Annotated in this window: 22 protein-coding genes; 3 read left to right on the top strand and 19 right to left on the bottom strand. The window is 64.7% G+C overall.

The genetic code is table 11. The features are described from left to right. Positions 1 to 6: 6 nt before the first annotated feature. From ACIGJB_RS06300 to ACIGJB_RS06245, 12 genes are all read right to left on the bottom strand, one after another. The gene (locus tag ACIGJB_RS06300) at positions 7 to 990 is read right to left on the bottom strand and encodes a tripartite tricarboxylate transporter substrate binding protein (protein ID WP_483731882.1); all 984 of its coding nucleotides are present in this window, start codon (positions 988 to 990) and stop codon (positions 7 to 9) included. A 33-nt stretch (positions 991 to 1023) separates the two neighbouring features. Next, positions 1024 to 2358 (bottom strand): MmgE/PrpD family protein, encoded by a 1335-nt coding sequence (locus tag ACIGJB_RS06295; protein WP_483731881.1) that lies wholly within the window; start codon positions 2356 to 2358, stop codon positions 1024 to 1026. Between the two features lie 12 nt (positions 2359 to 2370). Beyond that, positions 2371 to 3231 carry an alpha/beta fold hydrolase gene (locus tag ACIGJB_RS06290; RefSeq protein WP_483731880.1) on the bottom strand — a complete coding sequence of 287 codons (861 nt, stop codon included), beginning with the start codon at positions 3229 to 3231 and terminating at the stop codon, positions 2371 to 2373. 12 nt (positions 3232 to 3243) lie between these two features. Beyond that, positions 3244 to 5346, bottom strand: a complete 2103-nt coding sequence (locus ACIGJB_RS06285) for an acetate--CoA ligase family protein (RefSeq protein WP_483731879.1) — start codon at positions 5344 to 5346, stop codon at positions 3244 to 3246. A 4-nt stretch (positions 5347 to 5350) separates the two neighbouring features. Beyond that, positions 5351 to 6145 (bottom strand): enoyl-CoA hydratase/isomerase family protein, encoded by a 795-nt coding sequence (locus ACIGJB_RS06280; protein ID WP_483731878.1) that lies wholly within the window; start codon positions 6143 to 6145, stop codon positions 5351 to 5353. Positions 6146 to 6194: 49 nt separating this feature from the next. After that, positions 6195 to 7190 (bottom strand): tripartite tricarboxylate transporter substrate binding protein, encoded by a 996-nt coding sequence (locus ACIGJB_RS06275; protein ID WP_483731877.1) that lies wholly within the window; start codon positions 7188 to 7190, stop codon positions 6195 to 6197. A 284-nt stretch (positions 7191 to 7474) separates the two neighbouring features. Next, positions 7475 to 8434: a Bug family tripartite tricarboxylate transporter substrate binding protein gene (locus tag ACIGJB_RS06270; RefSeq protein WP_483731876.1), complete on the bottom strand. Its 960-nt coding sequence runs from the start codon at positions 8432 to 8434 to the stop codon at positions 7475 to 7477. 32 nt (positions 8435 to 8466) lie between these two features. Further along, entirely contained in the window at positions 8467 to 9426 is a 960-nt protein-coding gene (locus tag ACIGJB_RS06265) for an SMP-30/gluconolactonase/LRE family protein (RefSeq protein ID WP_483731875.1), read from the bottom strand. Between the two features lie 29 nt (positions 9427 to 9455). Further along, on the bottom strand, positions 9456 to 10295 hold the full coding sequence (locus tag ACIGJB_RS06260; protein ID WP_483731874.1) for an amidohydrolase family protein: 840 nt from the start codon (positions 10293 to 10295) through the stop codon (positions 9456 to 9458). After that, positions 10295 to 11287: a Bug family tripartite tricarboxylate transporter substrate binding protein gene (locus ACIGJB_RS06255; protein ID WP_483731873.1), complete on the bottom strand. Its 993-nt coding sequence runs from the start codon at positions 11285 to 11287 to the stop codon at positions 10295 to 10297. Before ACIGJB_RS06255 ends, ACIGJB_RS06260 begins: the two co-directional genes overlap by 1 nt. A 45-nt stretch (positions 11288 to 11332) precedes the next feature. Then, positions 11333 to 12133: an SDR family NAD(P)-dependent oxidoreductase gene (locus tag ACIGJB_RS06250; RefSeq protein WP_483731872.1), complete on the bottom strand. Its 801-nt coding sequence runs from the start codon at positions 12131 to 12133 to the stop codon at positions 11333 to 11335. Positions 12134 to 12176: 43 nt separating this feature from the next. Further along, positions 12177 to 12731, bottom strand: a complete 555-nt coding sequence (locus tag ACIGJB_RS06245) for a carboxymuconolactone decarboxylase family protein (protein WP_483731871.1) — start codon at positions 12729 to 12731, stop codon at positions 12177 to 12179. 224 nt (positions 12732 to 12955) lie between these two features. Here ACIGJB_RS06245 and ACIGJB_RS06240 point away from each other — a divergent pair, with 224 nt between their 5' ends. After that, positions 12956 to 13840, top strand: a complete 885-nt coding sequence (locus ACIGJB_RS06240; protein ID WP_483731870.1) for a LysR substrate-binding domain-containing protein — start codon at positions 12956 to 12958, stop codon at positions 13838 to 13840. Between the two features lie 7 nt (positions 13841 to 13847). Here ACIGJB_RS06240 and ACIGJB_RS06235 read toward each other — a convergent pair whose 3' ends face one another. Then, positions 13848 to 15233 carry an MmgE/PrpD family protein gene (locus ACIGJB_RS06235; protein WP_483731869.1) on the bottom strand — a complete coding sequence of 462 codons (1386 nt, stop codon included), beginning with the start codon at positions 15231 to 15233 and terminating at the stop codon, positions 13848 to 13850. Positions 15234 to 15262: 29 nt separating this feature from the next. Then, entirely contained in the window at positions 15263 to 16258 is a 996-nt protein-coding gene (locus ACIGJB_RS06230; protein ID WP_483731868.1) for a Bug family tripartite tricarboxylate transporter substrate binding protein, read from the bottom strand. A gap of 216 nt (positions 16259 to 16474) precedes the next feature. On the opposite strand from ACIGJB_RS06230, the gene ACIGJB_RS06225 reads away from it, so the two are divergent. Beyond that, positions 16475 to 17362, top strand: a complete 888-nt coding sequence (locus ACIGJB_RS06225) for a LysR family transcriptional regulator (protein WP_483731867.1) — start codon at positions 16475 to 16477, stop codon at positions 17360 to 17362. Positions 17363 to 17390: 28 nt separating this feature from the next. Here ACIGJB_RS06225 and ACIGJB_RS06220 read toward each other — a convergent pair whose 3' ends face one another. The 5 genes from ACIGJB_RS06220 to ACIGJB_RS06200 all read right to left on the bottom strand — a co-directional run bounded on the left by ACIGJB_RS06220 (position 17391) and on the right by ACIGJB_RS06200 (position 23001). Beyond that, complete coding sequence (locus ACIGJB_RS06220) at positions 17391 to 18275, bottom strand: alpha/beta fold hydrolase (RefSeq protein ID WP_483731866.1); 885 nt, start codon at positions 18273 to 18275, stop codon at positions 17391 to 17393. Positions 18276 to 18420: 145 nt separating this feature from the next. Beyond that, on the bottom strand, positions 18421 to 19395 hold the full coding sequence (locus ACIGJB_RS06215) for a tripartite tricarboxylate transporter substrate binding protein (RefSeq protein WP_483731865.1): 975 nt from the start codon (positions 19393 to 19395) through the stop codon (positions 18421 to 18423). A 464-nt stretch (positions 19396 to 19859) separates the two neighbouring features. Continuing rightward, positions 19860 to 20837, bottom strand: a complete 978-nt coding sequence (locus tag ACIGJB_RS06210; protein ID WP_483731864.1) for a tripartite tricarboxylate transporter substrate binding protein — start codon at positions 20835 to 20837, stop codon at positions 19860 to 19862. A gap of 28 nt (positions 20838 to 20865) precedes the next feature. Next, positions 20866 to 21627 carry an enoyl-CoA hydratase/isomerase family protein gene (locus tag ACIGJB_RS06205; protein ID WP_483731863.1) on the bottom strand — a complete coding sequence of 254 codons (762 nt, stop codon included), beginning with the start codon at positions 21625 to 21627 and terminating at the stop codon, positions 20866 to 20868. 174 nt (positions 21628 to 21801) lie between these two features. Further along, the gene (locus ACIGJB_RS06200; protein WP_483731862.1) at positions 21802 to 23001 is read right to left on the bottom strand and encodes a CaiB/BaiF CoA transferase family protein; all 1200 of its coding nucleotides are present in this window, start codon (positions 22999 to 23001) and stop codon (positions 21802 to 21804) included. Between the two features lie 250 nt (positions 23002 to 23251). Here ACIGJB_RS06200 and ACIGJB_RS06195 point away from each other — a divergent pair, with 250 nt between their 5' ends. Further along, entirely contained in the window at positions 23252 to 24175 is a 924-nt protein-coding gene (locus ACIGJB_RS06195; protein WP_483731861.1) for a LysR substrate-binding domain-containing protein, read from the top strand. The last annotated feature ends 96 nt before the right edge of the window (positions 24176 to 24271 follow it).

Genomic DNA, 24271 nt, shown 5'->3' with positions numbered 1-24271 from the left:
GCAATGCTACTCGAAGCGGATCTCCTTGTCCTTCACCACTTTTAGCCAACGGCTGACCTCCTGCTCGGCAGTGGTGCGAAGATCCTGTGGCGAACCAATGCCGCCCACCACCCCTTCGCGCGCCAGCCTGTCGCGGAACGCGCCACCGGCAGATGCCTGGGCGATGGCTCGATGCAGCGCGACGACCACCGTCGCCGGCATCCCCTTCGGTACGAAGACGCCGTACCAAACCTCGGCGCTGTAACCTTTGACGCCAGCCTCCGCGACGGCAGGCACCTCCGGGAAAGCCGGGGACCGCGCGGGCGAGGTCACGGCCAGCGCCCGCACGCGTCCGTCGCGGATCAGCGTTGCGGCGCTGGCCATCGTCGCAAAGGCGACATCGATATGGCCGGCCAGCAGGTCGGCGAACTGGGGCGCCGAGCCACGGTACGGCACGTGCACGAGCCGGATGCCCGCCAGGGACTGGAAATACTCGGCTGCCAAGTGTACCGACGTACCGTTACCCGCCGAGCCATAGGTCAGCTTGCCCGGAGCGGCCTTGGCCTCGCGCAGCAAATCTGCCGCCGAGCGGATTCGGCTATCGTTGCGCACCAGCACCACATTTGGCGCCCGGCCAAGCAGCGCTACCGGCTCGAAGGCCTGGATGCCCCCGTATGGCAACTTGATGCCAATGCTGGCGACGATAGAAAAGGCACTGGTTGTAAGGAGCAGCGTATAGCCATCCGCCGGGCTCTTGGCGACCAGGTCATTGCCCATGACCGAGCCGGCGCCGGGCTTGTTCTCAACGATGAAGGGCTTACCCATTCCGCGCGACAGTTCGTCGCCCAGCGAGCGCGCGATCACGTCAGTACCCCCGCCAGCCGGGAATGGCACGATGATGCGAACCGGCCGCGCCGGGTACGGCTGCGCATGCGCGGCCAGGGGAATGATCGGCGACGCCGTCACCAGCATGGCGAACAGCAGTCGACCTATGGCAAGAATGCTAAACATGATCCTCATCTCCTCGGCGCTGGCCGCCATTAGTCAGCCAAACAGGCTGACCTCCGGCTGCGTCTCGATGTGCCAGATCTTCTGCGCCAGCCAGCGCGCGCTATCGGTACCTATCACCGGCGATGCCAGTTCGATCAACTTGCCGTCAAGGTCGTCGTCGGACAGCGGATCCTCCGGATCACCCTTGCGATTCGGCTGCAGGTAGTCTGCCGTGGCACCGTCCCGGGTTTCGATCTCGACCCTGGCGGCGCGCTTGCCAGGAAACCGGCCGTCGATCTCAGGGTCGACCTCGACAGTCATGCAGTCCATCAGCCGGCGCGTCTCGCTGTCCCACAGCCGTTCCGGCGTGTAAGCCGACAGGCGCACGCTGCCATGCACCAGGGCGGCGGCGACGATGAATTTGAGGCTGAACTTGGCTTCGTTCTCGCTCTTGGGGTCGAGATAGCAGGCGATATCCAGCGCCGGACGGTAGGTGGCGACGCGGAGGCGACGGATTTGGGCCGTTTCGATGCCCAGCTTCGCTTTCAGCGCCAGCGCGCCGTCGATTGCCGCAAAGGTATGGCCGCAGCCAATGTGGTTCTTGAAGGTCAGCCGGCAAATATGGAAGTCTTTCCCAAGCGTGGACGCCAGCCCGTTCCAGTCAGGGCCATCCGACATCGCATGCCCCATGCCGGTCTCACCGTCGAGCACATCGAGCGAACCGGTGATGCCCGCGATGGCGGCGCGGGCGGCGAGCAATCCGCCCTCCGCAGCGCGGCCCGCGTGCAGGGGCTTGGACATCGAGTCCATGCGGAACGCCTGCTGCAGTCCGGCGGCGAAAGTGGCCGCAGTCGCAAGCGCGTGGGCAAGTTTCTCCTCGTTCGCGCCATAGATGAACGCCGCGGCTGCCGCCGCGCCAAAGGTGCCGACGGTGGCGGTGCTGTGCCAGAAGCGATAGTGCGCCCGGCCCAGCACGACGCCGATGCGCGTTGACACCTCATAGCCGACGACGATGCCCTTCAGCAACGTCTCGCCGCTGGCACCCACATCTTGTGCGGCAGCAATCGCGGCGGCGATGGTAGCGGCACCGGGGTGGTACATCGCATCACGGAAACTGTCGTCGATCTCCGCAGCGTGGGCGGCAGCGCCATTGAGCAGCGCCGCGGCGCGCGCCGTGGCACGTTGCCCCATTGGCAGCGTCGCGTTGCCGCGGCCAAGCTCTTCTTCCAGCACGCTTTGCAGGCGCTGGACCGCATCGGTGCCGATGCCCGGAAACAGCGCCGCATGCCAGTCGATCAGCGCGCGCTTCGCATGATGCAGCACCTCGGCGGGCAGCGGCCCGGTCTTGACTGTGCTGAAGAACGGCCCAAAGGCCTCGGTTGCGTTCAAGATGGGTTCTCCTCAGCCGGCCTGCGCCGGCGTGTGGGGGGACTGCTGCAGCCAATCCTGCAGCAGCCCATTGACTTGTTGGTGGGCCTCGTACTGGACCCAATGCCCGGCGCCCGGCACCACGCTGACACTGACTTCCGGCGCGGCGGCTGATGCGTCCCGCGAGTCACGGGCGATCCCGGCAATCGATGCCGGCGACATGGTCACATCGGCTTCGCCCCAGATCATCAATACCGGGCCGGGAAAGCGCGCAAGCGCCTGTTGCAATCCGCCCGCGCGCGAGATCGACTTGCTATGGAAGCGCGTCGCGCGACAGGCACGCGTGTGGATGGCCACGGCTTCGCTGTCGATGGCGGCTCGATTGGCGATCATGAATGCCGCCAGGTTGTGGCGCATCGCCACCTCAAGCGCCTGCGGCTGCTGGCAGCGGCGCCAGTCGACCAGCGCGTGCGCCATGCGGCGCGGACCGCCGTGGCCAGCCGGCCCGACCAACGCCAGGCGGCCGACTTCGATTTCGCCAAGGCCCGCATGGGTCGCAAGGTGCGCCGTCACCAGCGCGCCAAAGGAAAACCCCACCAGGTCGATACGGTCCAGCGGCTGGTCCACCGATAAGCGGGCCAGCGAGCGGGCCAGGACATCGACGAGTCCTGGCAGATCGGCGCCCGGTGCCGCACCGGAATCGCCAAAGCCCGGCATGTCTGGCACCAGCAGCCGGCGCTTCCGGGACAACGGCCCGATATTGCGTACCCAGTGCTGCCAGTTGCCATGGCCGCCATGCAGCAGCACGGTCGTCGGGCCATGGCCAAAGCTTCGCCAGGTGACCTCGCAGCCATCGATCGATGTGACCAACGTACCGTCGCGCTCGTTGCACATGCGAGGGACTTGTCAGGGCTTGTCGTTGCCGGCCAGCACCGCCACGCCATCGGCGGCCACCACGCCCTGCCCTTCGGGCAGCACGAACACGGGATTGATCTCCGCCTCGACCAGACGGTCGCCAAGCGAGGCGACCATGCGCGAGAACGCGACGATCGCGTCGGCCAGCGCGTCCACGTCTGCCTTCGGCCGGCCCCGGAAGCCCTGCAGCAGTGGGGCCGTTTTCAGGCGTCCGATCATTTCCAGCGCGGCTTCGCGGGCCAGTCCGCGTTCGCCAGGCAGCAGCCGCAGCGTGGTATCGCCGAACAGCTCCGCGGTCACGCCGCCCATGCCGAGCAGGATCGCGGTGCCGAGCGCGTCGCGGTGCATGCCGAGGATCACTTCGACGCCGCCCCTGACCATTTCCTGCACCAGGAAGCGCTGGGGCGCGATCCCGGTGGCCGACTGCACATCGCTTGCCATCCTCGTCAGCCGGCTCGCAACGTCCGCGGGCGGGACATTGACGGCCACGCCGCCGACATCGCTCTTGTGGGTGATTTCGGCCGACAGAATCTTCAGCACGACATTGCCGCTGAAGGCTTGCGCCGCCGCCATCGCTTCGGCGCCATCGGCAACGACAATCTCCTTCGCAACCGGTACGCCGAAACCGGCGAACAAGGTCTTGGCCGCGGCTTCGTCGATCGAGCCGGTGCCATAGGCGGCGAGATCCGGCAACGGCAGCGGCGGGGTGCCCGCTTCGTCGGCCGCGCAGAGCTTGCCCGCACGCAGCATCGCATCGATCGCCACTGTGCACGCCTCCGGCGCGGAAAACGCCGGCACGCCACGACGATTGAGCAGCGATGCAACTTCCGGCGCATGCGGGCTCACGTACGCAATCACCGGTTTGTCGCTGCCGGGCAGGCAGTCGCGGATGGCATTGGCCATCAGGTCCGGCATGGCCAGGCTGGACGAGCCCACGATTACCGCAACCGCGTCATAGCTCGGGCTGTCGAGCAGGATGCGGATCGCGGCGCGGAGCAGGTCAGGCTGCAGCCCGGCCAGGGTCACGTCGATCGGGTTGCGGTCCAGAGCCGCGTGGTCGCCCTGCTGTAGCGCGCGCAGCTTCGCCGCGGTTGCCTCGTCCGGCGGCGGTGTCTCGAAGCCGGCCACGCCCAGGCTGTCGGAGACCAGCGTGCCGGCGCCGCCGGTCGAGGTCAGGATTGCAACGCGGTTGCCGGTCAGCTTGCGCCCGGTGACCAGGGCGGCGGGCATGTCGAGCAGGTCCGAGAAGGTCTGCGCGCGAATCACGCCGACCTGTTCGAACAGCGCGTCGTACATGCGATCCGCACCGGCCAGTGCGCCCGTATGGGACACCGCGGCGCGCGCGCCGCTTTCGGAGCGGCCGATCTTGAATGCCACCACCGGCTTGCCAGCGCGGGCCGCCTTCAGCGCCGCACGTCGGAACGTTTCCGGGTTGCGCACGCTTTCGACATACAGCGCGATCACGCGGGTCGCCTCGTCATCGGCCAGGTAATCGATAAAGTCGGCCAGATCCAGATCGACTTCATTGCTGGTCGAAACCAGCTTGGACAAGCCGATACCGCGCGCCGCGGCGCGCGACAGCAATGCGCCGAGGATGCCGCCGCTTTGCGAGACCACGCCGATGCTGCCGGCCGGGAACTGCTCCATTTCCAGCGCCCCGCTCGCCGACAGCGGGATGTTGTCAGTCAGGTTGACCAGCCCGATGGTGTTGGGCCCCAGCAGGCGCATGCTGCCGGCCGCCTCGATCAGTTCGGCCTGGCGCCGTGCGCCTTCAGGGCCGGTCTCGGTATAGCCGCTCGCCAGCACGATGGCCGCGCCAGCGCCGCGCGCCGCCAGGTCGCGCACCGCCAGGTGCGCACGCTCGGCGCCAAGCAGCACGATGCCGACGTCCGGCACTTCGGGCAGCGACGCGATATCGGGATAGCAACGCAGCCCGTCGATCGACTCGACCTTGGGATTGACCGGGTAGATCGCCCCGCTAAATCCATGCTTGCGCAGATAGGAAACCGGGCGACCGGCGGTCTTTGCGGGATCGGCGGATGCGCCAATCACGGCAACGCTGCGCGGCGAGACAAGTCGTTGGATAGCATTCATGGTGTCAGGCCCTGGCTGCGGTCTTGTTCAGGAAAGCCAGCACGGACTCGCGATGCTCGGTGCTGGTGTAGCAGATGCCCTGCGCCTGGCTGCCCTGGGCAAAGACCTGGTCGGCGGGCAGTTCGAAGGACTGGTTCATGATGCTCTTGCCCAGCGCGATCGCGGTGGCCGAGCCCTGGCTCAGTTCGGCCGCCCAGGTCAGCGCATCGCCGATCAGCGCTTCGGGCTTGCTCAGGCGGTCCGCGATGCCGAGGGCCCTGGCCTCCTGCGCCTCGACTTTGCGGCCCGTGAAGACCAGTTCCTTTGCCGCCGACAGCCCGACGCGGCGCGGCAGGAAATACATGCCACCACCGTCCGGGATCAGGCCCCGGTTGATATAGGACCAGGAGAAAGAAGCCGATTCAGACGCGAGCACGAAATCGCAGCACAGCGCGGTATCGGCACCCAGCCCGGCCGCGGCACCGTTGACCGCGGCGATGGTGGGCTTGGGCATGGTGTGGAGCAATTTGACGGTGTGATGGACGCGTTGCTGGCGGCTCCAGCCGTTGAAACCCACCTCGCCCTGCGGCGCTTCCATGCGGCGCTGCATGCCGGCCACGTCGCCGCCGGCGCAGAAACCCTTGCCGTTGCCGGTGAGCACCAGGGCGCGGATCGCGTGGTCCGCCGCCACACGCTCCAGCGCGTGGATGAATTCCGAGCGCATGTCGTCGCTCATGGCATTGCGCTTGTCGGGGCGGTTAAAGGCGAGCAGCGCGATGCCAGATTCAATCTTCAGTTCAATCAGGGAATAGTTGTCCATGGTCCTGTCCGGTTCTGTATGTGCGATCCGTTCTGTACGCGTGCCGCGCTCAGTCGGCCGTGATGTTGGCGTCCTTGATGACCTTGCTCCAGCGCTGGCTCTCGGCCTTGACGTAGCGGTCGAACTCGTCTGGCGTGCCGCCACTGATGGCAAGCCCTTCCTGCTCGGCGCGCTTGCGGAACGCATCGGTGTGCACGGCCTTCTTCGCCGCGGCGTTCAGCCGCGCGATCACCGCCGGCGGCGTGCCGGCCGGCACGAACAGGCCATACCAGCTATCCGCCGCGTAGTTGGGCACGCCGCTTTCCGCAATCGTCGGTATCTTGCTCAGTGCGGGCGCCTGCGAGCGCTGCGCGGTCGTGACCGCCACCGCGCGCAGCTTGCCGCTCTCCAGGTGCGGCGCAACGGCGGCTGCGGTGGCGAACATCACATCGACCTGTCCGCCGAGCAGGTCCGTGATCGCCGGCCCTGCGCCGCGATAAGGAATGTGGTTCATGTCGACCTTGGCCATGCTCTTGAACAGCTCGCCAGCCAGATGTGCCGAGGTGCCTGCGCCTTGGGACGCGTAGTTGAGCTTGCCCGGCCTGGCTTTGGCGGCCGCGATCAGGTCCTGCACGGTCCTGATGGGACTGTCCGGCTTCACCACCAGCACGTTAGGGGAGCGGCCCACCAGCATGACCGGCGCGAACGCCTTCTCCGTATCGAATGGCAGCTTCTTGTGCAGGCTCGGGTTGACCGCGTGGGCCATCGTCGCCATCACCAGCGTGTAGCCGTCGGGCGCGCTCTTGGCCACCGCATCGGTGCCGATGATAGTGCTGCCACCCGGCTTGTTGTCGACGATGACGGGCTGGCCGAGGTCCGCGCCCATGGTGATGCCCATCGCACGTGCCACCAGATCCGTGCCACCGCCGGGGGCGAACGGCACCACCATGCGGATCGGCTTGTCGGGGAAGGCTGCGAGCGCGGGCAAGGGCGCTGCCGCGGCCATGAGGAACGGGATGGCTGCCTTGGCAAGCCGGCGGAAGAAGCCGGTACAGAACGGATGCATGCTTTGTCTCCTGGAACGAGTCGGAACGCCGCGGCCATCAGACTGCGTGCACCGGGCGCGTTTCTTTGTTAGAGACAGCTTAGGGCTTGCCGGGCGATTCCACACCCCCACAATTCCATTGCATGGAATTAGAGGTTCGGCGGACATTCATTAGAAAAAAAGAGGCCCTGCAGAGTGCACAAACGCTGCAGGGCCAACCCCTATTCCCCCAACCAGTCCCAGATCGCCAGTCCGGGGAATCCAGGACTGCAAACCGACGCCGGGCCCGGACCCGGCGAGCACATTTACTCAGGCTTGACGTTGCGCTGCGCAATCAACCTGGACCACTTGTCCCCGTCCGCGCGAATCCGGCCGGCAAATTCCGCAGCAGTCGACGGTGCCGGCGTCAGGCCCATCTTTGCCAGATTTGCCTTGACGTCCTGGTTCTCCAGCGTCTTGCGGATCGCCTCGTTCAAGGTCTGCACAACCTTTGGCGGCGTACCTGCGGGCACCATCATGCCGTACCAGTTCTCCGCATGAACGCCCTTGATGCCGCTTTCATCCAGCGTCGGCACGTCCGGCAGGTATGGCAGGCGCTTGGCCGTCGTCACGGCGATGGGCTTCAGTTTCTTGCCCTCGATGAACGGCACCAGGCCAGACGCATCGCCGAAGAACGCATCCACTTGCCCGCCGATCGTATCGGTGATAGCCGGCGCCGCGCCCTTGTACGCCACATGCAGGAACTCGGCCGAGGTAGAAGCCTTGAACAGTTCGATCGCCATGTGGGGCATGCTGCCGATGCCGGATGACGCCAGCGACACCGGGCGGCCGGCCCGGCTCTGCGCCACCAGGTCCTTCGCCGAGCCAATTTTCGACTGCAGCGGCACCACCAGCACCTGCGGCGTCGTGACCACCAGCGATACCGGCATCAGGTCTCGCTCCGGGCGGTACGACAGGTTCTTGTACAGGGACGGATTGATGACGATGGCCCCGGCACTGGTCAGGAAGAATACCGAGCCATCCGCCGGTCCCTTTGTCACCGCGCTGACGGCGATGGCGCCATTAGCCCCGGGCCGGTTGTCGATGATGACGGTGCGCTTGAGTTCCGCCTCAAGTTGCCTGGAGATCGCGCGCGCCAGCGCGTCCGCCGGCCCGCCCGCGGGGAATGCCACCACCATCCGCACCACGTCGCCGGCCATGGCCGCCTGGCCGAATGAGATCGCCAGCACCGCGGCCAGCGCACCCCTCAGGAAAGTCCTTCTCATGTTGCAATGCCTCCTTCTGTGGGGACTGGCGGTCAGCCGCCGGCCGCACCTTGCGTATTGACATAAAGCGCATAGATCGACGTGCAGGACGCCATGAACAGCCGGTTGCGATGGCGTCCGCCAAAACACAGGTTGGCGCAGCGCTCTGGCAGGCTGATATGCCCGATGGGTTCGCCATCCGGGGCAAAGATGCGCACGCCGTCGAGTTCGGGCGTCCCCATGCCCCAGCCGCACCACAGGTTGCCGTCAATATCGACGCGAAAGCCATCGGGGGTGCCGGGTCCGGCGTCGACCAGTACTCGGCTGTCGCCCAGCGCCTGGCCGCCTGCGCTGACCTGGAAAGCGCGTATGCGGCGAGGCCGTGTGCGCGACTCGATCACGTACAGCACTTCCTCGTCAGGCGAGAATGCCAGGCCATTGGGCCCGCTGACGTCATCGGCGACAATCTCAAGACGGCCGCTGACCGGATCGATACGGTAAATGCGCTCCGGCAGTTCCGAAGTCGCCTTCTCGCCCTGGTAGTAGCCGGCGATGCCGAACGGCGGATCGGTGAACCAGATTGAACCGTCCGACTTCACCACCACGTCATTGGGCGAATTCAGCGGTTTTCCGTCATAGCGGTCCGCCAGCACGGTGATGCTGCCGTCATACTCGGTGCGCGTGACGCGCCGGCCGACATGTTCGCAGGTCACCAGCCGCCCCTGCCGGTCGCGGGTGTTGCCGTTGGCATGGTTTGACGGGCTACGGAAGACGCTGGTGTTACCGGTCTCCTCGTCCCAGCGCAGGATCCGGCCGTTCGGGACATCGCTCCACAGCAGGTAGCGGCCATCCCCGAACCAGACCGGGCCTTCGGCCCAGCGGCAGCCGGTGGCAATGCGATCGATCGCGGCAAGGGGCAGGTGGTACTTCTCGAAGCGCGGGCTCAGTGCCTGGACGCGCGCATCCGGGTAGCGCACCGGCTCGGCCGGTGCAAGAAAAGAGTACAAGGTCATCGTTCAGACCGGAGGATCCGGAAAGAGGGTTATCCGTAAAGACGGGAGGGGTTATCCGACAACACTGCGCGCAGCAGTGAGTCATCGCCGGCCGCAGCTTGCAGCCAGCCCAGCAGCGCACGGTCGTCCGGCACCGGATAGGACAGGTTCGGATGCGGCCAGTCCGTGCCCCAGATCGCGCGGGTGGGCGCCGCCGCCAACAGGTGCTCCAGTACGGTGCGCGCCCACGGTGCCCCGAGGTCACCCGCAGTGATGCGGTCGACGCCCGAGACCTTGATCCACACCGAGTCATTGCGCAGCAACGCGCAGACATTGGCGATCTGGCGCGCCAGCCCGGCCTCGGAGACCGCAACCCGCGCCATATGGTCGATGACGAGCCGGGTGCCGAGATGGCCCACGGCTTCGACCGCCCGGACCACATCCGCCGGCGTGCCATGGACCAGCGCGTGCCAGCCATACGGCCGGATGCGCTCGACCATCGCGCGCACGCGACCCGCATCGAACGCATTGCCGAGATGGCTCATCAGGCCGATGCGTACGCCCCTGACACCCCGCGCCGCCATCTGCGCCAGCAGCGTCTCGTCCATGTCCGGCGCAATCACGGCGATGCCGCGATACGCGCCCTCGCCCGCATCGAGGGCGGCCAACAGCGCGCTATGGTCGCTGCCATAGCAGGCCGCCTGCACGATCACGCCGTGCGTGATGCCGAGCGATCGGTGCATGGCGCTCAAGGCGTCAAACGGTGCTGCCTGCGGCGCATACACGGCGTCGTCGGGCAGCGGGTGCCGGTCATAGGGTCCATAGATATGCGTGTGGCAGTCCCACACTGCCGGCGAGGCTGGCATCCCGCCTTCGTCGCTGGCTGCCATCAGTTCGCCGTCGCGCCGGTGTCTTTCACCACCTTGGTCCAGCGGGCGTACTCGCCGTGGATCAGGTCACGGTACTGGGCGGGCGTGCCGCCGGCAGGCTCGGCGCCTTGCGCCTCCAGCGCCTTGACCACCTCAGGCGCCTTGAGCGTGGCGTTCAGCTCGCGGTTGAGCCGTTCGACCACCGGCGTTGGCGTGCCCTTTGGCGCCACAATGCCTTGCCAGGTGCCGGAATCGAATCCCGGGAGGACCGACTCGGCCAGCGTTGGCACATCCGGCAGCACCGAAACTCGCTTGGCCGTAGTGGCCGCGACCGCGCGCAGCTTGCCTTCCTTGATGAACGGCAGCACCGCGTTCAGGCTTCCCGACATCATGAAATCGATGCGTCCGGCAAGTAGATCCGGCAGTGCCGCGGCATTGCCTTTGTACGGGACGTGGTTGAACCTGGTCTTGGTCTTGTCGGCAAACACCACGCTGGTCAGGTGATCGATGGTGCCGTTGCCGGACGAGCCGAAGTTGAGTTGCCCCGGCTTGGCCTTCAGCAGCTTGATGAAATCGGCCGGCGTCTTCACCTGCGATTCGGCGTTGACGATCAACACCAGCGGCACAGTGGCCGCGTAGCCAACGGGCGCGAAGATCTGATCCGGATTGAGTTTGGTGTTGTTGAACAGCGCCGGCGAAATCGCAATCGACGAGCTGTTGTACAGCAGCGTGTAGCCATCGGCCGGCGCTTTCGCCACGAACTCTGCGGCAATATTGCCACCGGCGCCGGGACGGTTGTCGACGATGATCTGCTGACCCAGCCGCGTGCTCATATCGCGTGCGATCACGCGGGCGAGGATGTCGGTCGGTCCGCCCGCCGAGAACGCCACCACCAGACGGATTGGCTTGTCCGGGAACGTCGCGGCGTGCACGCCGGATGCCAGCGTGCCGAGCATGACGCCGGCGATCAGGCCCAGCGCCTGGCGGCGCCCGATGCCAAGGGAAGACTTCATTTGCAACTCCAGAGCTCTGCCTACAAATTCTGCGCTTGATGCTGCTCAGTCGCAGCGTACGCTCATGCCACCGTCGACCACGATCTCCGTACCGGTGACAAAGCGCGCTTCATCGGATGCCAGGAACAGCGCCGCATTGGCGGTATCGCGGCCATCGCCCATGAAGCCGAGCGGAATACGTGCCTGGCGCTGGGCGAGCAGCGCGTCCACGTCACCCCCTGCGCGTTGCCCGGCAAGGCGCGCCTCGACCATCGGCGTATGCATCTGGCCAGGGATCACCGTGTTGACGCGAATATTCTTCTTGGCGTACTCGACCGCGACCACGCGCGAGAGCTGGATGATCGCCGCCTTGGCCGAGGCATACCCGACCTGGGCCGAACCGGTCCAGCGGATGCCCGAAGTCGACGCGGTATTGACGATGGCGCCGCTGCCCTGCTGCTCCATGTGCGGCAGTACGTGCTTGCAGGTCAGGAAGACACTCTTCAGGTTAAAGTTGAGCTGGCGGTCCCAGTCTTCTTCGCTGAGTTGCACCGGGCCGCCCTTGGACGAACCGCCGACGTTGTTGACCAGCACATCCACGCGCCCGAAGCGCGCCACGCAGGCATCGACCATGGCCTTGACCGCCGCGGTGTCGGTCACGTCGCACAGGTGCGAGTCGAACTCTGCGCCTGCGGTCTCTAGCCGCTCCAGCGTTTCACGCATCGCATCAGCGCTCTTGTCGACGGCAAAAATCTTTGCGCCTTCCTGCGCAAAGCGCACGGCAACGGCGCGGCCATTGCCCCATCCGGGGCCGACGCAACCCGCGCCGGTAACGATGACAACCTTTCCTTCGAGACGGCCAGACATATGAAAATCCTTTTGTGTTTCGGGGTAGCGGTTTGAACGGAAATCAGGCGCACACCAGTTCCGGCGCGCTGCCGTCCGGGGGCACGACACCAAAGACATTGATGGTCATCGAGATCAGCGTGTAGTAGCCCGCCAGGCCAACGAGGTCCACCACCTGGTCCTTGCCCAGCACCGCCATCGCGCGCTGGTACAGTTCGTCCGGCACATTGCGCGTGGCATGCAGCACTGTCAGGAACTCATGGATCACGCGTTCATCCTCCTTGACGAAGGCCGGCTCGCGCCCGGTGCGGATCGCCTCGACCACGTCTTCGGCCACACCCGCCTTCAGCGCGGTAGGCTTGTGCGCCCACCATTCGAATTCCGACATCCACGTGCGGGCAATCACCAGGATGGCCAGCTCCGACAGCCGGGGCGGCAACGACGAGTCATAGCGGCAGTACTGGCCCAGCGCCTGCGCGCGGTTGGCCAGGCCGGGGCGGTGCAGCCACATCGCAAGCGGCCCGCGAACCTGTCCGCGCGGACCGGCGGCAATCGCCGCGTGGACTTCCTGCTGCTCGGGCGTCAGTTCTTCGGGTTTCAGTGGCTTGAGGCGTTCCATGCGCTTGCGCTCCGTGTCGACGGTTGGAAACGGAACGCAGGCCAGGGCACCGATGGGGCGCGATCCGACGGGGGGTCGGCCGGGCTGTCTCCGCTTCATTGTTGGTTTGATGGAAGCTATTCTGGTCGCGGTCGACGATAGCGTCCAATACAGTTTTAGGAAGAGACTGATTCCGTTCTAGAATAAGTCGACTTCGCCCCTGCCCTTTCTTCAGCACACGCACCATGCTCGAACTCCGTACCCTCCGGCTCTTCCTCGTTCTCGCCGAGGAGCTTCACTTCGGCCGCGCCGCCCAGCGCCTGCTGATCTCGCAGCCGCCGCTGACCAAGCACATCCAGCAGCTCGAAGAAGACCTCGGCGTGCTGCTGTTCGACCGCAACCGCCGCACCGTGCGGCTGACGCCGGCCGGCTCTGCGCTGGTACGCGAAGCGCGCCGCATGCTTAACCAGCTCGACGCCACCGTGGAGGCGGTGCGCAAGGCCGAGCACGGCGAGACCGGCCACTTGCGCATCGGCTTTGTCGCGGCAGTGCTGTACATGAACGTCGAGCGCATCGTGCAAAAGTTCGAGCAGGATATCGGCGAGATTGACATCACCTGGGAGGAGACCAGCACCGCCGAGCAGGTCGATGCGCTGCAGCGCGACCGTATCGACCTGGGGTTCGCGCAAATCGGCACGCCCCCGGGCGAACTACGCGCCCATGTCATCCACAAGGAGCGGCTGGTGGTGGCTTTGCCGGCCTCGCACCCATACGCCAGGCGCAAGCGCATCGACCTGGTCCGGCTGGCCGAGATGCCCTTTGTCACGATCCCGCGCGACAGTGCGCCGGCCTACTTCGACCTGGTGACTTCCACCTGTGTCCAGACGGGATTCAGCCCGCATATCCGGCATTACGCCAAGCACCTGCTGTCGGTGGTGAGTTTGGTCGGGCTGGGTCGCGGCATCGCGCTGGTACCGGCCACGCTCGCCAAGGCTTCGCTGCCCGGGGTGGCCTTGCGCGACCTCACCGGCGAGCCCGCCATCGCCGAATACTCGGCGATCTGGAATCCCGACAACAGGTCCCCAGTGCTGCAGCGCGCGCTGCGTTCGCTCGGGGTGCCACTGGCGTAGCCCGGCTTCAGGCGACGGATTCGGCGGCGGCAAGGATGTGGCGCACCGGCGTCGTCGCCAGCTTGCCGAATGCGTCAATCAGCGCCTCCGCCTGTCCGGGCGTAAGCGCGTCCGCCGTCAAGGCGCGGAACTTGTCCCGGATGGCAGCCAAGCGCGCCGGATTTTCCGCCGAACCCGACGGGTTGGCCTGGTACGCGCGCAGCGGCTCGCCGTCCTTCGACATCAGTTCCACCCAGCCACAGAAGCTGGCGGGATACAGCGCGTCGAGTTCGGGGTCGCGTACGATCTCGATCGCATTGGCCAGTGCGACAATCCTCCGGTCCGCCAGGCGGGCCTGCCCGAACTGCCCAGGCAGTACTTCGCCATCAAGCAGCGCCACCGCCAGCGCGTAGCGGGCGCTCATCTGTGCGTTCAGCACGCTGCCCGGCGCGTAACGGTAGCCGCATTGCACATCGACAACGGTCGGCATGCCGACGCGAATCGGCCCCTGCCCCGCCCAGTCGGCGCGCAGCCGCAGCGCGCAATCGACATGCGCATGGGCACTGCCGCAGCAGGCGTAGGGCTTGAAGTTGGTGCGAGGCATATGCCAGTCACTACCCAGCCCTTCCAGCAGCCTTTCCGGCCTGGGCGACTCCGAGAACGCATTGAGCCAGCCGCCGTCCCCGGTCTCGAACAACTGCGTCGGGCCGGTCAGGCCGCGCGCCGCCAGCTCGGCAGCCATCACCCCGGCTTGCGCGCCGCGCCCGGGGTGGAAGCGCTTGGAATCCGTGCCGTCGCAAGCGAACGCAAACAGCCCGCCCGACTGCGTGCCGGCAAGGCCCAACGCCCACGCGGTGCGTTCGGCGTCGAGCCTCAGCATGACCACCGATGCCGCTGCCGCGCCCAGCGGCGCGCACACGGCGGTCATATGCCATCCCTTCATCCTGGCCAGCGCAGGCTGCAGAGCCAGCGAGCAGCGGATCATGGTTTCGTAACCGACGGCAATAGCGGTCTCGACCCGCTCGGGTGGCACCTCGTGCGACTCTGCCAACGCGAAGACCGCCGGCAATACGACCGCGCCGAGGTGGACCTTTGCATTGTGGAAGTCATCCAGCTCGTAGGCGTGCGCAGCGGCGCCATTCACCAGCGCGGCATCCGCGGCCCGGTACGTACTTCCCGGTCGGCCCCATGCGCGTGCCCCGCCCCCGCGCGGAGCGAGGCAACCATCGTCCGCCCAGCCACGGATGGCCTGCGACCAGGGCTCGTCATGGCCGGTCAGGCCGGCGCCGAAGGTATCCAGGGAGAGTCCGCCAACTGCCTGCCGCACCGCGTCGGGCAGGTCGGCATTGCAGATGCCGGCGATCCATCCCGCCAGTTCCCGCGTGATGGCCACCGATTGCGATTGCTGAGGCATGCTTGCTTGTCCTTGTCTCTGTCCTTCGCTCAATCGATACGGATGCTGGCTGCCTTGACGATGCCCGCGACCTTGTCGATCTCATCCTTGATCACCACCTTGAACTGCTCAGGCGTGGACTTCACGGTTTCAAAGGCGAGGTCGTCGAAGCGCGCTTTCAGGCTGGCTTCGCGCACCGCCTTGTTGACCTCCCGCGACAGCTTGCCGGTGATGTCGGCAGGCAGGTTGGCGGGACCCCAGAGCCCGTACCACGACAGCAGCTCGAACCCAGGCAGGCCACTCTCCGCAACGGTCGGCACGCCCGGAAGCTGCGGGATCCGCTTGCTGCTGGTGACCGCCAGTACCTTCAGCCGCCCCGCCTTGACGAACGGATACGCGCCTGGCATCGGCGACACCGCCGCCGACACGTGACCGCCCATCACGTCGTTCAACTGCGGCACGGCACCCTTGTAGGACACGATATCCATCTCCAGCTTGAACGCGTGGCGGATCATTTCCTCGGCCAGGTGGCTGGTGGTGCCGAGACCGGAGGTGGCCCAGGTGTAGGTCCGCGGCTTGGCTTTCGCCAGCTTGACCAGGTCGCGCAGCGAGCTGGTGGGGAGGCTGGTGTTGGCGACGACGATCAGCGGCACGTGCCCCACCTGTGCGATCGGCGTGAAGTCCCTGATGGCGTCGTATGGAGCGTTCTTCGCGACCAGCGGCAGGTAGACCTGGCTGGACGCATTGAAGAGCAGCGTATAGCCGTCGGCCGAGGCCTTCGCCACAGCTTCGGACCCGATCATGCCCGACGCGCCCGGCCGGTTCTCGATAACGATCGCCTGCCCAAGCTGACGCTGCAGTTGGGCAGCCACCAGGCGCCCGACGGTATCTATTGAGCCGCCCGGTGTGTAAGGGATGATCATCTTGATTGGGCGATTGGGATACGGCTCACTCGCGAACGCCACGGGCTGCACTCCAACCATCATTGCCAGCGCGCCGATCACACTGAGCGCCGCACGCCGCCCCGTCCTGCTAGTCCTGTTCATGGCTGTCTCCTTGGTTGTTGCGCGCTTTCCAGATCTTCCGGACCCTACTGTCCGCGCCCGGTGCCGCGCTATGGAGGCCACTGTAGGGACGGGCCCGCAGACCGTCCAATACTGTTTCGCTCCATGAGTTATAGGGCTGGCGTATGACACGGCACCGCGCCACCCTGCGTCGCTTGCGGCTATCCTAGTGCCCTGTCCCGCAAGGAAATCAGCACCATGGAACTCCGGCAACTGCTCTATTTCGTGACCGTCGCGGATGAGTTGAACTTCAGCAAGGCCGCGGTGCGGCTGCACATGTCGCAGCCCCCGCTCTCGCAACAGATCAAGGCGCTCGAAGACGAGATGGGCGTGGAACTGCTGGTGCGCAATCGCCGGGAAGTTCGCTTGACGGACGCGGGCCGTGCCTTCCAGGCGGACTGCCGCACCGTGCTCGAACAGGTGCGCGTAGCCGTGACCACCGCCCGGCGCACCGCCGCCGGCGACATCGGCACGCTGCAGATCGGCATGGTGACGTCAGGCATCTTCCATGTGCTGCCCACCATCCTGACGCGCATGGCAGAGCGTTTTCCCGGACTGCATATCGCCGTGACCGACATGGGCTCGGCGGACCAGGCGCATGCAGTGATGCAGGGCAAGCTCGATATCGGCATCGTGCATTCGATCCCGACGCGCAGCGGCCTCGGCAAGGCGCCGATCTTCACCGAGCATTTCACTATCGTCGTGCCCGAGGACCACGAACTCGCCACCAGGCCTGCGCTGGCGCTCAGCGACCTGGAGGGCGTGCCGCTGGTGGCATTCTCGCGTGAGCATGCGCCGGCGCTGTTCGACGGCATGATCGCTTCGTGCCTGCATGCAGGCTTCAGTCCAATCATTGCGCATACGGCGCGCAATCCGCTGACCACCTTCCAGATGGTCAAGCTCGGCCTGGGCGTCGCACTGGTACCGCGTTCCTACGCCCGTGCCGGGCTGCCAGGCGTGGTGTTCCGCGAGATCGGCCAGACTGCTGGCCACATCCAGCTCTATGCAATCTGGCGCGAGCAGGCGCCCAGCGATCTAGTCACGCGGGTCGTGAGCGAAGTGATGAGCGAACCGATCGGGGACTAAACTGCATCACGGCACCTTCATGCCACATTCAAGCCACAGCGCTTTGCGCCGGAGACAGCGCAGCCATATAGTCAATGATCGCCTCCACAACTTCCTCCAGGCGCTCCGGCAGCAAGGCATGCGCGGCATCGCGGATGGTGAGGTTGGTCACGCGCTCGCCAAGGTAGTCACGCAGTACATTCGCATAGCGCTGCGGTGCAATTACATCATACTCAGCCTGCACGTTCAGGATTGGCACGTTGCCGGCAGCGAAGAAATCATCAACAGGTGTGCGCTTCTGTGCCAGCGTCTGCATCGTCATCAGTTCGGTGTTCCAGCCCTGCAGCCACGGTGTAGGATCGTTGCACGAGGCGAAGAACACGGCGTGCAGGCTTTCCAGGCGCACTGCGTCCGGCAGGCTGGTATCGCCGCAACGCTCGATCTGGGCGCGTACCTCCGCCGGTATCGGCACGGCATCGACGTCCTTCGGCACCTTGCCCGCCGATCCGGCCAGCAGGACTAACGCGCGAACTAGGTCAGGCCGGTCGCTGGCTACGGTGCGTGCGATCCAGTTGCCATGGGCATGCCCCACGATGACGACCGGCGCCTGGCCGGTGTGCTCGATCACGGCCGCGATATCACCTGCCCAGTCGTGCAACGTCTTGTCGGCAAGGGGGCCGATGCTGCGGCCATTACCACGTGGCTCCGGACAGAGCACTCGATAGCCGGCCGCCGCAAGCGGCTCAGCCAACTCCAGCATGTCCTTTGCGCCACGGCCGAGCGACGGCAGCAAGACGATGGCTGGGCCGGAGCCCAACTCATAGACCTCAATGGAGATCGTCGTCGAGCGCTGTACCTGGTAGCGCCGCACTGCACCTTGTTTTTTGCCGACGCCCAATATCGCGTGCGCTTGTTGCTCCGTATTGCCTGGCATGGCTGGGGCTCCTCAGTGTTCCAGTCAGGACAAAGCGTCCTGCACCTTGTCCAGCCAACTGTACCGAGGCGACCCTGCAAATGCCAATATGGAATCTGACTGACAGTTATAGGGCTGTGGTGGAGCACCGGCAGCCCTTCTAAGCTCAGTCAGGCTTGATCCCGAGCTTTGTCACGATCGCAGACCAGGTCTTTACTTCGCGGGCAATCAGCGCAGCAAACTGCCGCGGCGTGCCACCTGCCGGAGCGGCGCCATCAGTGGCGAACTTGGTTGCGGTCTCGGGCTGTGCCAGGATGCGATTCACTTCACCATTGACGCGCTTGACAATATCAGCCGGCATCCCTTTGGGACCGACAATGCCGTACCAGAGCGTAACGTCATAGCCAGGCAGGCCGCTTTCAGAGACGGTCGGCACCGCGGGCAGGGCGGGCAAGCGTTCCGAAGACGTCACCGCATAGGCCTTCAGCTTGCCGGCCTTAATCAGCGGCAGCGCGCTGGCGCTGGCGGCAAAGTACAGATCGACCTGCTTCGAAACCACGTCATTCAAAGCCGCGCCGCCACCTTTGTACGGAATATGGCGCAACTCCACCTTTGCATTTGCACCGAAGCGCTCCCCCGCGAGATGGATCACGCTGCCGGCACCAGACGAGGCGAAGGTTAGCGCACCAGGCTTGGCGCGAGCCAACGCGATGATCTCTGCGACATTGCGCGGCGCGAAGTCCGCATGCGAGACCGGAATCAGCGGCCCCTTCGAAACCTGAACGATGGGAGTCACGTCGGCCACAGGGTCGTACTTGAGGCTGTACAGTCCTGGATTCACGGTATAGCTGGAAGAAATTAGGGTTAGCGTATACCCGTCGGGAGCCGAGGCCCTGCCCGCATTGACACCGATCTGTCCACCGGCCCCAGGTCGATTCTCGACAATCACCGGTTGGCCCAGCGAGCGCGACAGCTTATCTGCAATGTAACGCGCGACAATATCTGCACCACCACCCGGAACAAAGGTGACGATCAGGCGGATAGGCTTGTCGGGGTATGGCGCCGCAAACGCGACAAGCGGCTCAGCGACGAGCGTCAGGCCTGCGAGAAAAGTGGTTACCGTGCCTCGGCATCCTGCCATGGTTGTCTCCTTTTTATTCAAGTCGGTAATGCTGAAGACAATGATCTCCCGGCAGAAGACGCAAGGCCAATACCGATTCAGAAAGACAATGATTCCGCTGCGCTATTGATCGGCATGTGCAATGCTCGCGCAAGCGGATCGCTTTCCGCCCCCATGCCTCTCAGCGATGTGAATGCGGGCGCCGAAGGCATCGTCATGTTCTCGCGCGCGTGGACGACGGTGCCGCTCAAGAGTCGAGATCAAGAAATGTCTGAAAGTAGTCCGAAAACAGACACTGGCTCCTGCGATATTCACTGACTGCTTCGGGTCGACAACGGCCCTATGCGGACCGGTCGAGCAGGACCGCTCGGCCCTGCCCGGCTTCGGGCCGCACCCCGGCAGTTTCGGACCTTTAGCGCGCACCTCTCTACACACAATTACTGACGGCCCGTGCCCCGCAGAATGTCGTTTGCGGTCGCTTCGGACTAGTCTACTTTCGCACCATAAGCAACCAGCAAATCTGCTGCCAGCTTTCCCTCGCGTTCGGCGAATCGCTGAAATTCGGCCGGCGATTCCGATACGGAAACTTCGTCGCCCTGGTTGATGAATTTCTTCCGCAGGCCTGCGTCGCTCATTACCTTGCGGCTAGCGGCGAACAACTTCTGGATGACTTCTGGCGGCGTGGCCGCCGGCGCGAACAGCCCGTACCAGGCAGACATGTCATAACCCTGGAGTCCGCCCTCGGCGATAGTCGGTAGTCGAGGATGCGCGGGCGAGCTGGCAGCGGACGTCACCGCGAGCGCCACCACCTTGCCAGCGTCGATCATCGGCCTGACCGACGGTGCAGTGCCAAACGTCAGCTCCACATCGCCGGCGGCAACGGCCTGGGCGGACTGCGCACCCCCCTTGTAAGGGACATGCGTCATTTGGACGCCCGCCCGTCTCGAAAAATAGAGGCCCGCCACGTGTGTGAAAACACCGTTTCCGGAGGACGAGTAGTTTAGCTTTCCCGGCTGTGCCCTGGCCCGAGCAACAAGCTCGGCTACGCTCTTGATGCCTGTACTCTTGTTGACCACAAGTATCATCGGCGCCGCGACCAGCCGCGTGATCGGTGCGAAGTCCTTTGGCTGGTACTTGATGTTCCTGAAGAGGACCTTGTCGCTACCCATGACGCTGGCGGTTCCAAGGTAAAGCGTGTATCCGTCAGCAGGCGCCTTGGCGACCATGTCCGCCGCGATGGTGGTTCCTGCACCAGGCTTGTTCTCAATGATGACCGGTTGGCCGAGCTCGCGCGCCAGCGCGTTGCCATAGAGACGCGCGGTATTGTCAGCGCCCCCGCCCGCGGGGAACCCGACCACGAGCCGGATTGGCTTGGTCGGATAGACCTCTTCAGCGCTGCCGTGGGCCGCGTGTGGCAGCGCGCTGATGCCCAGCAAGATCAGGAATGTCCAAGTTGCTTTCATGAATATGGTCTCCTCAGTTGTGTTATTTCTACCTTCCCTTGAACACCGGTCGCCGTTTCTCCTTCCACGCCGCGGCGCCTTCCTGCAAATCCGACGACGACTGCGATCGACGCAGATCGCTTTCCAACGCGCGTAGATCTGGCGTGCCGCGCGCGATGTCGTTGAGGTGCTTTTTCATGCCGAGCAGTGCGATCGGTGCCATGCCGGCAAGCTGTAACGACAAGGCGTCGACGCGTGCATTCAGTGTTTGCTCAGGAACAATCTCGGTGAGAAAGCCGATATGGAGCATCGCCTCGGCATCGAGTCGGTCTGCGGTCAGGAACAGCCGCTTGGCATGGTCGAGCCCCAACCGCGATATGTAGCGCTCCATACCCCCCTGATAAAAGTGCAACCCCAGACGAACCGCCGGCATGAACATCTCGCACCCGGGCACGCCGACACGGAAATCGCAGGCAAGGCAAAGATCGGTGGCCCCGCCGTACACCCCGCCGTTTACCGCGGCGATGGTGACGGGTCGGCAGGCCTCCACGGTGTCCATGACCTCGCCGAAGTCCAGAGCGCCTTCGCCGGAGCTGCCCGCAAGCGCACCAATGTCGTACCCGCTGCAAAAGTACTTTCCGGTACTGGTCAGACGGAGCACCAGCACTTTCTCCATGTCGTTGACCCTGGCAATGTGGTCGCGCAGGACTTGAAGGTCGGCCGGGCTAATGCGGTTAGCCACCTCCGGTCGACGCAGGGCAATGGTGGCAATGGCGCCATCTGTGGTGAGATCTGGGGCGTGCGGGTCCATGTCGGGGTTTCTCTCAAGCAGTCGGAAGTTTGATTTCAAGGGTTATGCGCAAAGGGATCGCCGGGCGTGGGACGACGATCGCTACGGTCGGTCGGGCCGTCTCGCCGGCAGACAGGGCGGATCAGCCGACCATCGCGCGTATGCAGATCGGCGTGCCGACCATTACGAGACCGGTCACGCTTGGAACGCTGCTTTTTGAGTCAAGAGCGCATCGATCGACGCGACACCTGCTTCCCGCAAGATTTCCAGCGTGTGTTCGCCAAGGTCTGGCGGAGGCCTGCGGGTCATGCGGTGCGCCACAGTCGTGTCCCGCGCGTATGTGGAAATCGGCGTCACTACTTGCAACAGATTGCCCAGCAAAGGGTGATCGACCGCCTCGACCAGTCCGCAACTATCGAGTTGCGGATCTTGGAACACTTCGGCCGGCGAATGGATCGGCCCGGCAGGTATGCCCTCGGCAACGAGAAGCTCGGTCCATTCGCGCTTGCCGCGGGTCTTCAGGCGTGCTTCGAGAATGGCTTTGAGTTCGGTCCGATTGCGGGCACGTAGCTCATTCGTCAGGAATCGCGGATCCTCCGGCAATGCAAGCAGATCCAGTAGCTGACACAGACGAACCCACATGTCAGTGGTGATTGGTGCCAGATTCAAGGGGCCATCAGCCGTCTCGAAAACGCCATAGGGAGCGATCACGGCATGCTGGTTGCCGGTCCGATTCGGCACCTCGCGCAGGCTCAGGTAGCGCTGTCCGTGGACGCTCAGCAATGAAACCAGGCTTTCGAACAATGATGTCCCGACGCGCTGGCCACGCCCGGTACGCTCGCGCTCGTAGAGGGCGCCGAGGATCGCCATGGCGAGCCACATGCCCGAGCTCAGATCACCAATAGCGGTGCCGGTCCTGGTTGGCTCCCCTTCGGGGAAGCCTGTCAGGCTCATCAGCCCGGAATAGCCCTGCGCAATCTGATCGAATCCGGGCGAGCCGCTCAAGGGGCCGGACGGACCGAAGGCACTGATGCTTCCCATGATCAGACGCGGGTTCCGCGCGCTCAGGACGTCGAAACCAAGCCCCATGCTCTCCATCGTGCCCGGCTTGAAGTTCTCGATCACAACATCGGCGCCGTCGACAAGTTTCAGCAGCGCCTCGTGCACGAGGGGGTGCCGGAAATCGAGGCAGACGCTGCGCTTGTTGCGGTTGCAGGACAGATAGTATGTGCTGACACCACGGTCGAACGGTCCCCATGTCCGGCTCATATCGCCCTTGGGGCCTGCCTCAACCTTTATGACGTCGGCCCCGAGGTCAGCCAGCACCATCGCGCAAAACGGGCCGGACAAAGCCCGGCTGAAGTCGACGATCCTGATCTTGTCTAACGCTTGCATGTAGAAGTCTCCGCCCGCGGTGTCATGGATAAATGGAGTACAGGCGGGATCTGTCGCCCCGACTTGCGATAGCCGCGGTGGCGCCCTTGGGAATTGGCGGCGCGCCCGCCGCTTTGCCAAAAGGCCTGGCGTCATATTCGCTGGGACATCGCGCCATCGCCGACCATCTGGAAACGTAGTGTACGAAGCCGTTTCATATTAAAAAAATATGATATTGTTATCACGGCATACAAAACGCTTATGGTGGAGAATGGATCTCCGGCAGCTTCGGTACTTCGCCAAGGTGGTGGAACTTGGCAACGTCACACGCGCCAGCGAAGCGCTGCATATCGCGCAACCGGCAGTGAGCCAGCAGATGCGTGCCCTCGAACGCGATCTCGGCATGCAACTGCTCACACGCAGCGTCCACGGGGTGATGCCGACACCGGCCGGGCGCACGCTCTACCGGCACGCGCTTGGCCTGCTGATGGAAGCCGACCGGACGCGCGAACTACTGCGGCAGGATGCCGAAGAGCCCGCAGGCCGCGTATCGGTCGCCATGCCGTCGAGCACAGCGCGACTGATGGCAATACCACTGGCCCGCCGAATCCGGGATCGCCATCCCGGCATCACGCTGGAACTGATCGAGGCGCCGACCGCCGATCTCCCGCAATTGGTAGACAGCGGGCGCGTGGCACTGGCTGTCATGGCCGATGCGGACAGGAGCCGATCGACGGTCGTCCAGCCACTGCTCACCGAGGAGCTTTATCTTGTGGCGTGGCCGGAATTTCCACTGGAAGCCGAGGTGGTGTCGCTATCGCGCCTTGCACAAATGCCGCTCGTCATGCCAAGCGCGCCCAATACAATCCGCAGGCGCGTCGAATGGGCACTGCGCGAAGAAGGCGTCGAATGGAACGTTTTGTTCGAAGCGAGCTCGACGGCGCTGCTGTTCGCTGCAGTGCTGGAACGGCTTGGCGTCACCATCCTGCCGTGGTCGGCGGCCTACCTTGAGATCGAACAACGAAAACTGAAGATTGCCAGGGTCGACCACAACTTGTTCGCGCGGGAACTGTCCCTGTGCTGGAAGGAATCGGGACTCATCAGCAACGCTGTGGTGAAGGTAAAGACCACTATGCTCCAACTTTTTGAGGAGTATGGGAGCCGCCCCGGCTGGACGCATGCTCCGTCAAATTGACGTCTGGCACCACATCAAATCCTTCGACACCCTATGCTGCCGCGTGAGAATCACGCAACGTTCCCGCGCGGACCGCGCGAGATTCACACATACGGG

The organism is Cupriavidus sp. C2SS-8b, from assembly GCF_057073745.1.
Note: the sequence above shows the minus strand (reverse complement) of the source record. Positions and strands in the feature narration are given on the sequence as shown.

What these genes read in the sequence shown, in the direction of transcription:
- ACIGJB_RS06300 (WP_483731882.1), bottom strand. Translation starts at nt 990, where the DNA reads ATGTTTAGCATTCTTGCCATAGGTCGACTGCTGTTCGCCATGCTGGTG.
- ACIGJB_RS06290 (WP_483731880.1), bottom strand. Translation starts at nt 3,231, where the DNA reads ATGTGCAACGAGCGCGACGGTACGTTGGTCACATCGATCGATGGCTGC.
- ACIGJB_RS06285 (WP_483731879.1), bottom strand. Translation starts at nt 5,346, where the DNA reads ATGAATGCTATCCAACGACTTGTCTCGCCGCGCAGCGTTGCCGTGATT.
- ACIGJB_RS06280 (WP_483731878.1), bottom strand. Translation starts at nt 6,145, where the DNA reads ATGGACAACTATTCCCTGATTGAACTGAAGATTGAATCTGGCATCGCG.
- ACIGJB_RS06275 (WP_483731877.1), bottom strand. Translation starts at nt 7,190, where the DNA reads ATGCATCCGTTCTGTACCGGCTTCTTCCGCCGGCTTGCCAAGGCAGCC.
- ACIGJB_RS06270 (WP_483731876.1), bottom strand. Translation starts at nt 8,434, where the DNA reads ATGAGAAGGACTTTCCTGAGGGGTGCGCTGGCCGCGGTGCTGGCGATC.
- ACIGJB_RS06265 (WP_483731875.1), bottom strand. Translation starts at nt 9,426, where the DNA reads ATGACCTTGTACTCTTTTCTTGCACCGGCCGAGCCGGTGCGCTACCCG.
- ACIGJB_RS06260 (WP_483731874.1), bottom strand. Translation starts at nt 10,295, where the DNA reads ATGGCAGCCAGCGACGAAGGCGGGATGCCAGCCTCGCCGGCAGTGTGG.
- ACIGJB_RS06255 (WP_483731873.1), bottom strand. Translation starts at nt 11,287, where the DNA reads ATGAAGTCTTCCCTTGGCATCGGGCGCCGCCAGGCGCTGGGCCTGATC.
- ACIGJB_RS06250 (WP_483731872.1), bottom strand. Translation starts at nt 12,133, where the DNA reads ATGTCTGGCCGTCTCGAAGGAAAGGTTGTCATCGTTACCGGCGCGGGT.
- ACIGJB_RS06245 (WP_483731871.1), bottom strand. Translation starts at nt 12,731, where the DNA reads ATGGAACGCCTCAAGCCACTGAAACCCGAAGAACTGACGCCCGAGCAG.
- ACIGJB_RS06240 (WP_483731870.1), top strand. Translation starts at nt 12,956, where the DNA reads ATGCTCGAACTCCGTACCCTCCGGCTCTTCCTCGTTCTCGCCGAGGAG.
- ACIGJB_RS06235 (WP_483731869.1), bottom strand. Translation starts at nt 15,233, where the DNA reads ATGCCTCAGCAATCGCAATCGGTGGCCATCACGCGGGAACTGGCGGGA.
- ACIGJB_RS06230 (WP_483731868.1), bottom strand. Translation starts at nt 16,258, where the DNA reads ATGAACAGGACTAGCAGGACGGGGCGGCGTGCGGCGCTCAGTGTGATC.
- ACIGJB_RS06225 (WP_483731867.1), top strand. Translation starts at nt 16,475, where the DNA reads ATGGAACTCCGGCAACTGCTCTATTTCGTGACCGTCGCGGATGAGTTG.
- ACIGJB_RS06220 (WP_483731866.1), bottom strand. Translation starts at nt 18,275, where the DNA reads ATGCCAGGCAATACGGAGCAACAAGCGCACGCGATATTGGGCGTCGGC.
- ACIGJB_RS06215 (WP_483731865.1), bottom strand. Translation starts at nt 19,395, where the DNA reads ATGGCAGGATGCCGAGGCACGGTAACCACTTTTCTCGCAGGCCTGACG.
- ACIGJB_RS06210 (WP_483731864.1), bottom strand. Translation starts at nt 20,837, where the DNA reads ATGAAAGCAACTTGGACATTCCTGATCTTGCTGGGCATCAGCGCGCTG.
- ACIGJB_RS06205 (WP_483731863.1), bottom strand. Translation starts at nt 21,627, where the DNA reads ATGGACCCGCACGCCCCAGATCTCACCACAGATGGCGCCATTGCCACC.
- ACIGJB_RS06200 (WP_483731862.1), bottom strand. Translation starts at nt 23,001, where the DNA reads ATGCAAGCGTTAGACAAGATCAGGATCGTCGACTTCAGCCGGGCTTTG.
- ACIGJB_RS06195 (WP_483731861.1), top strand. Translation starts at nt 23,252, where the DNA reads ATGGATCTCCGGCAGCTTCGGTACTTCGCCAAGGTGGTGGAACTTGGC.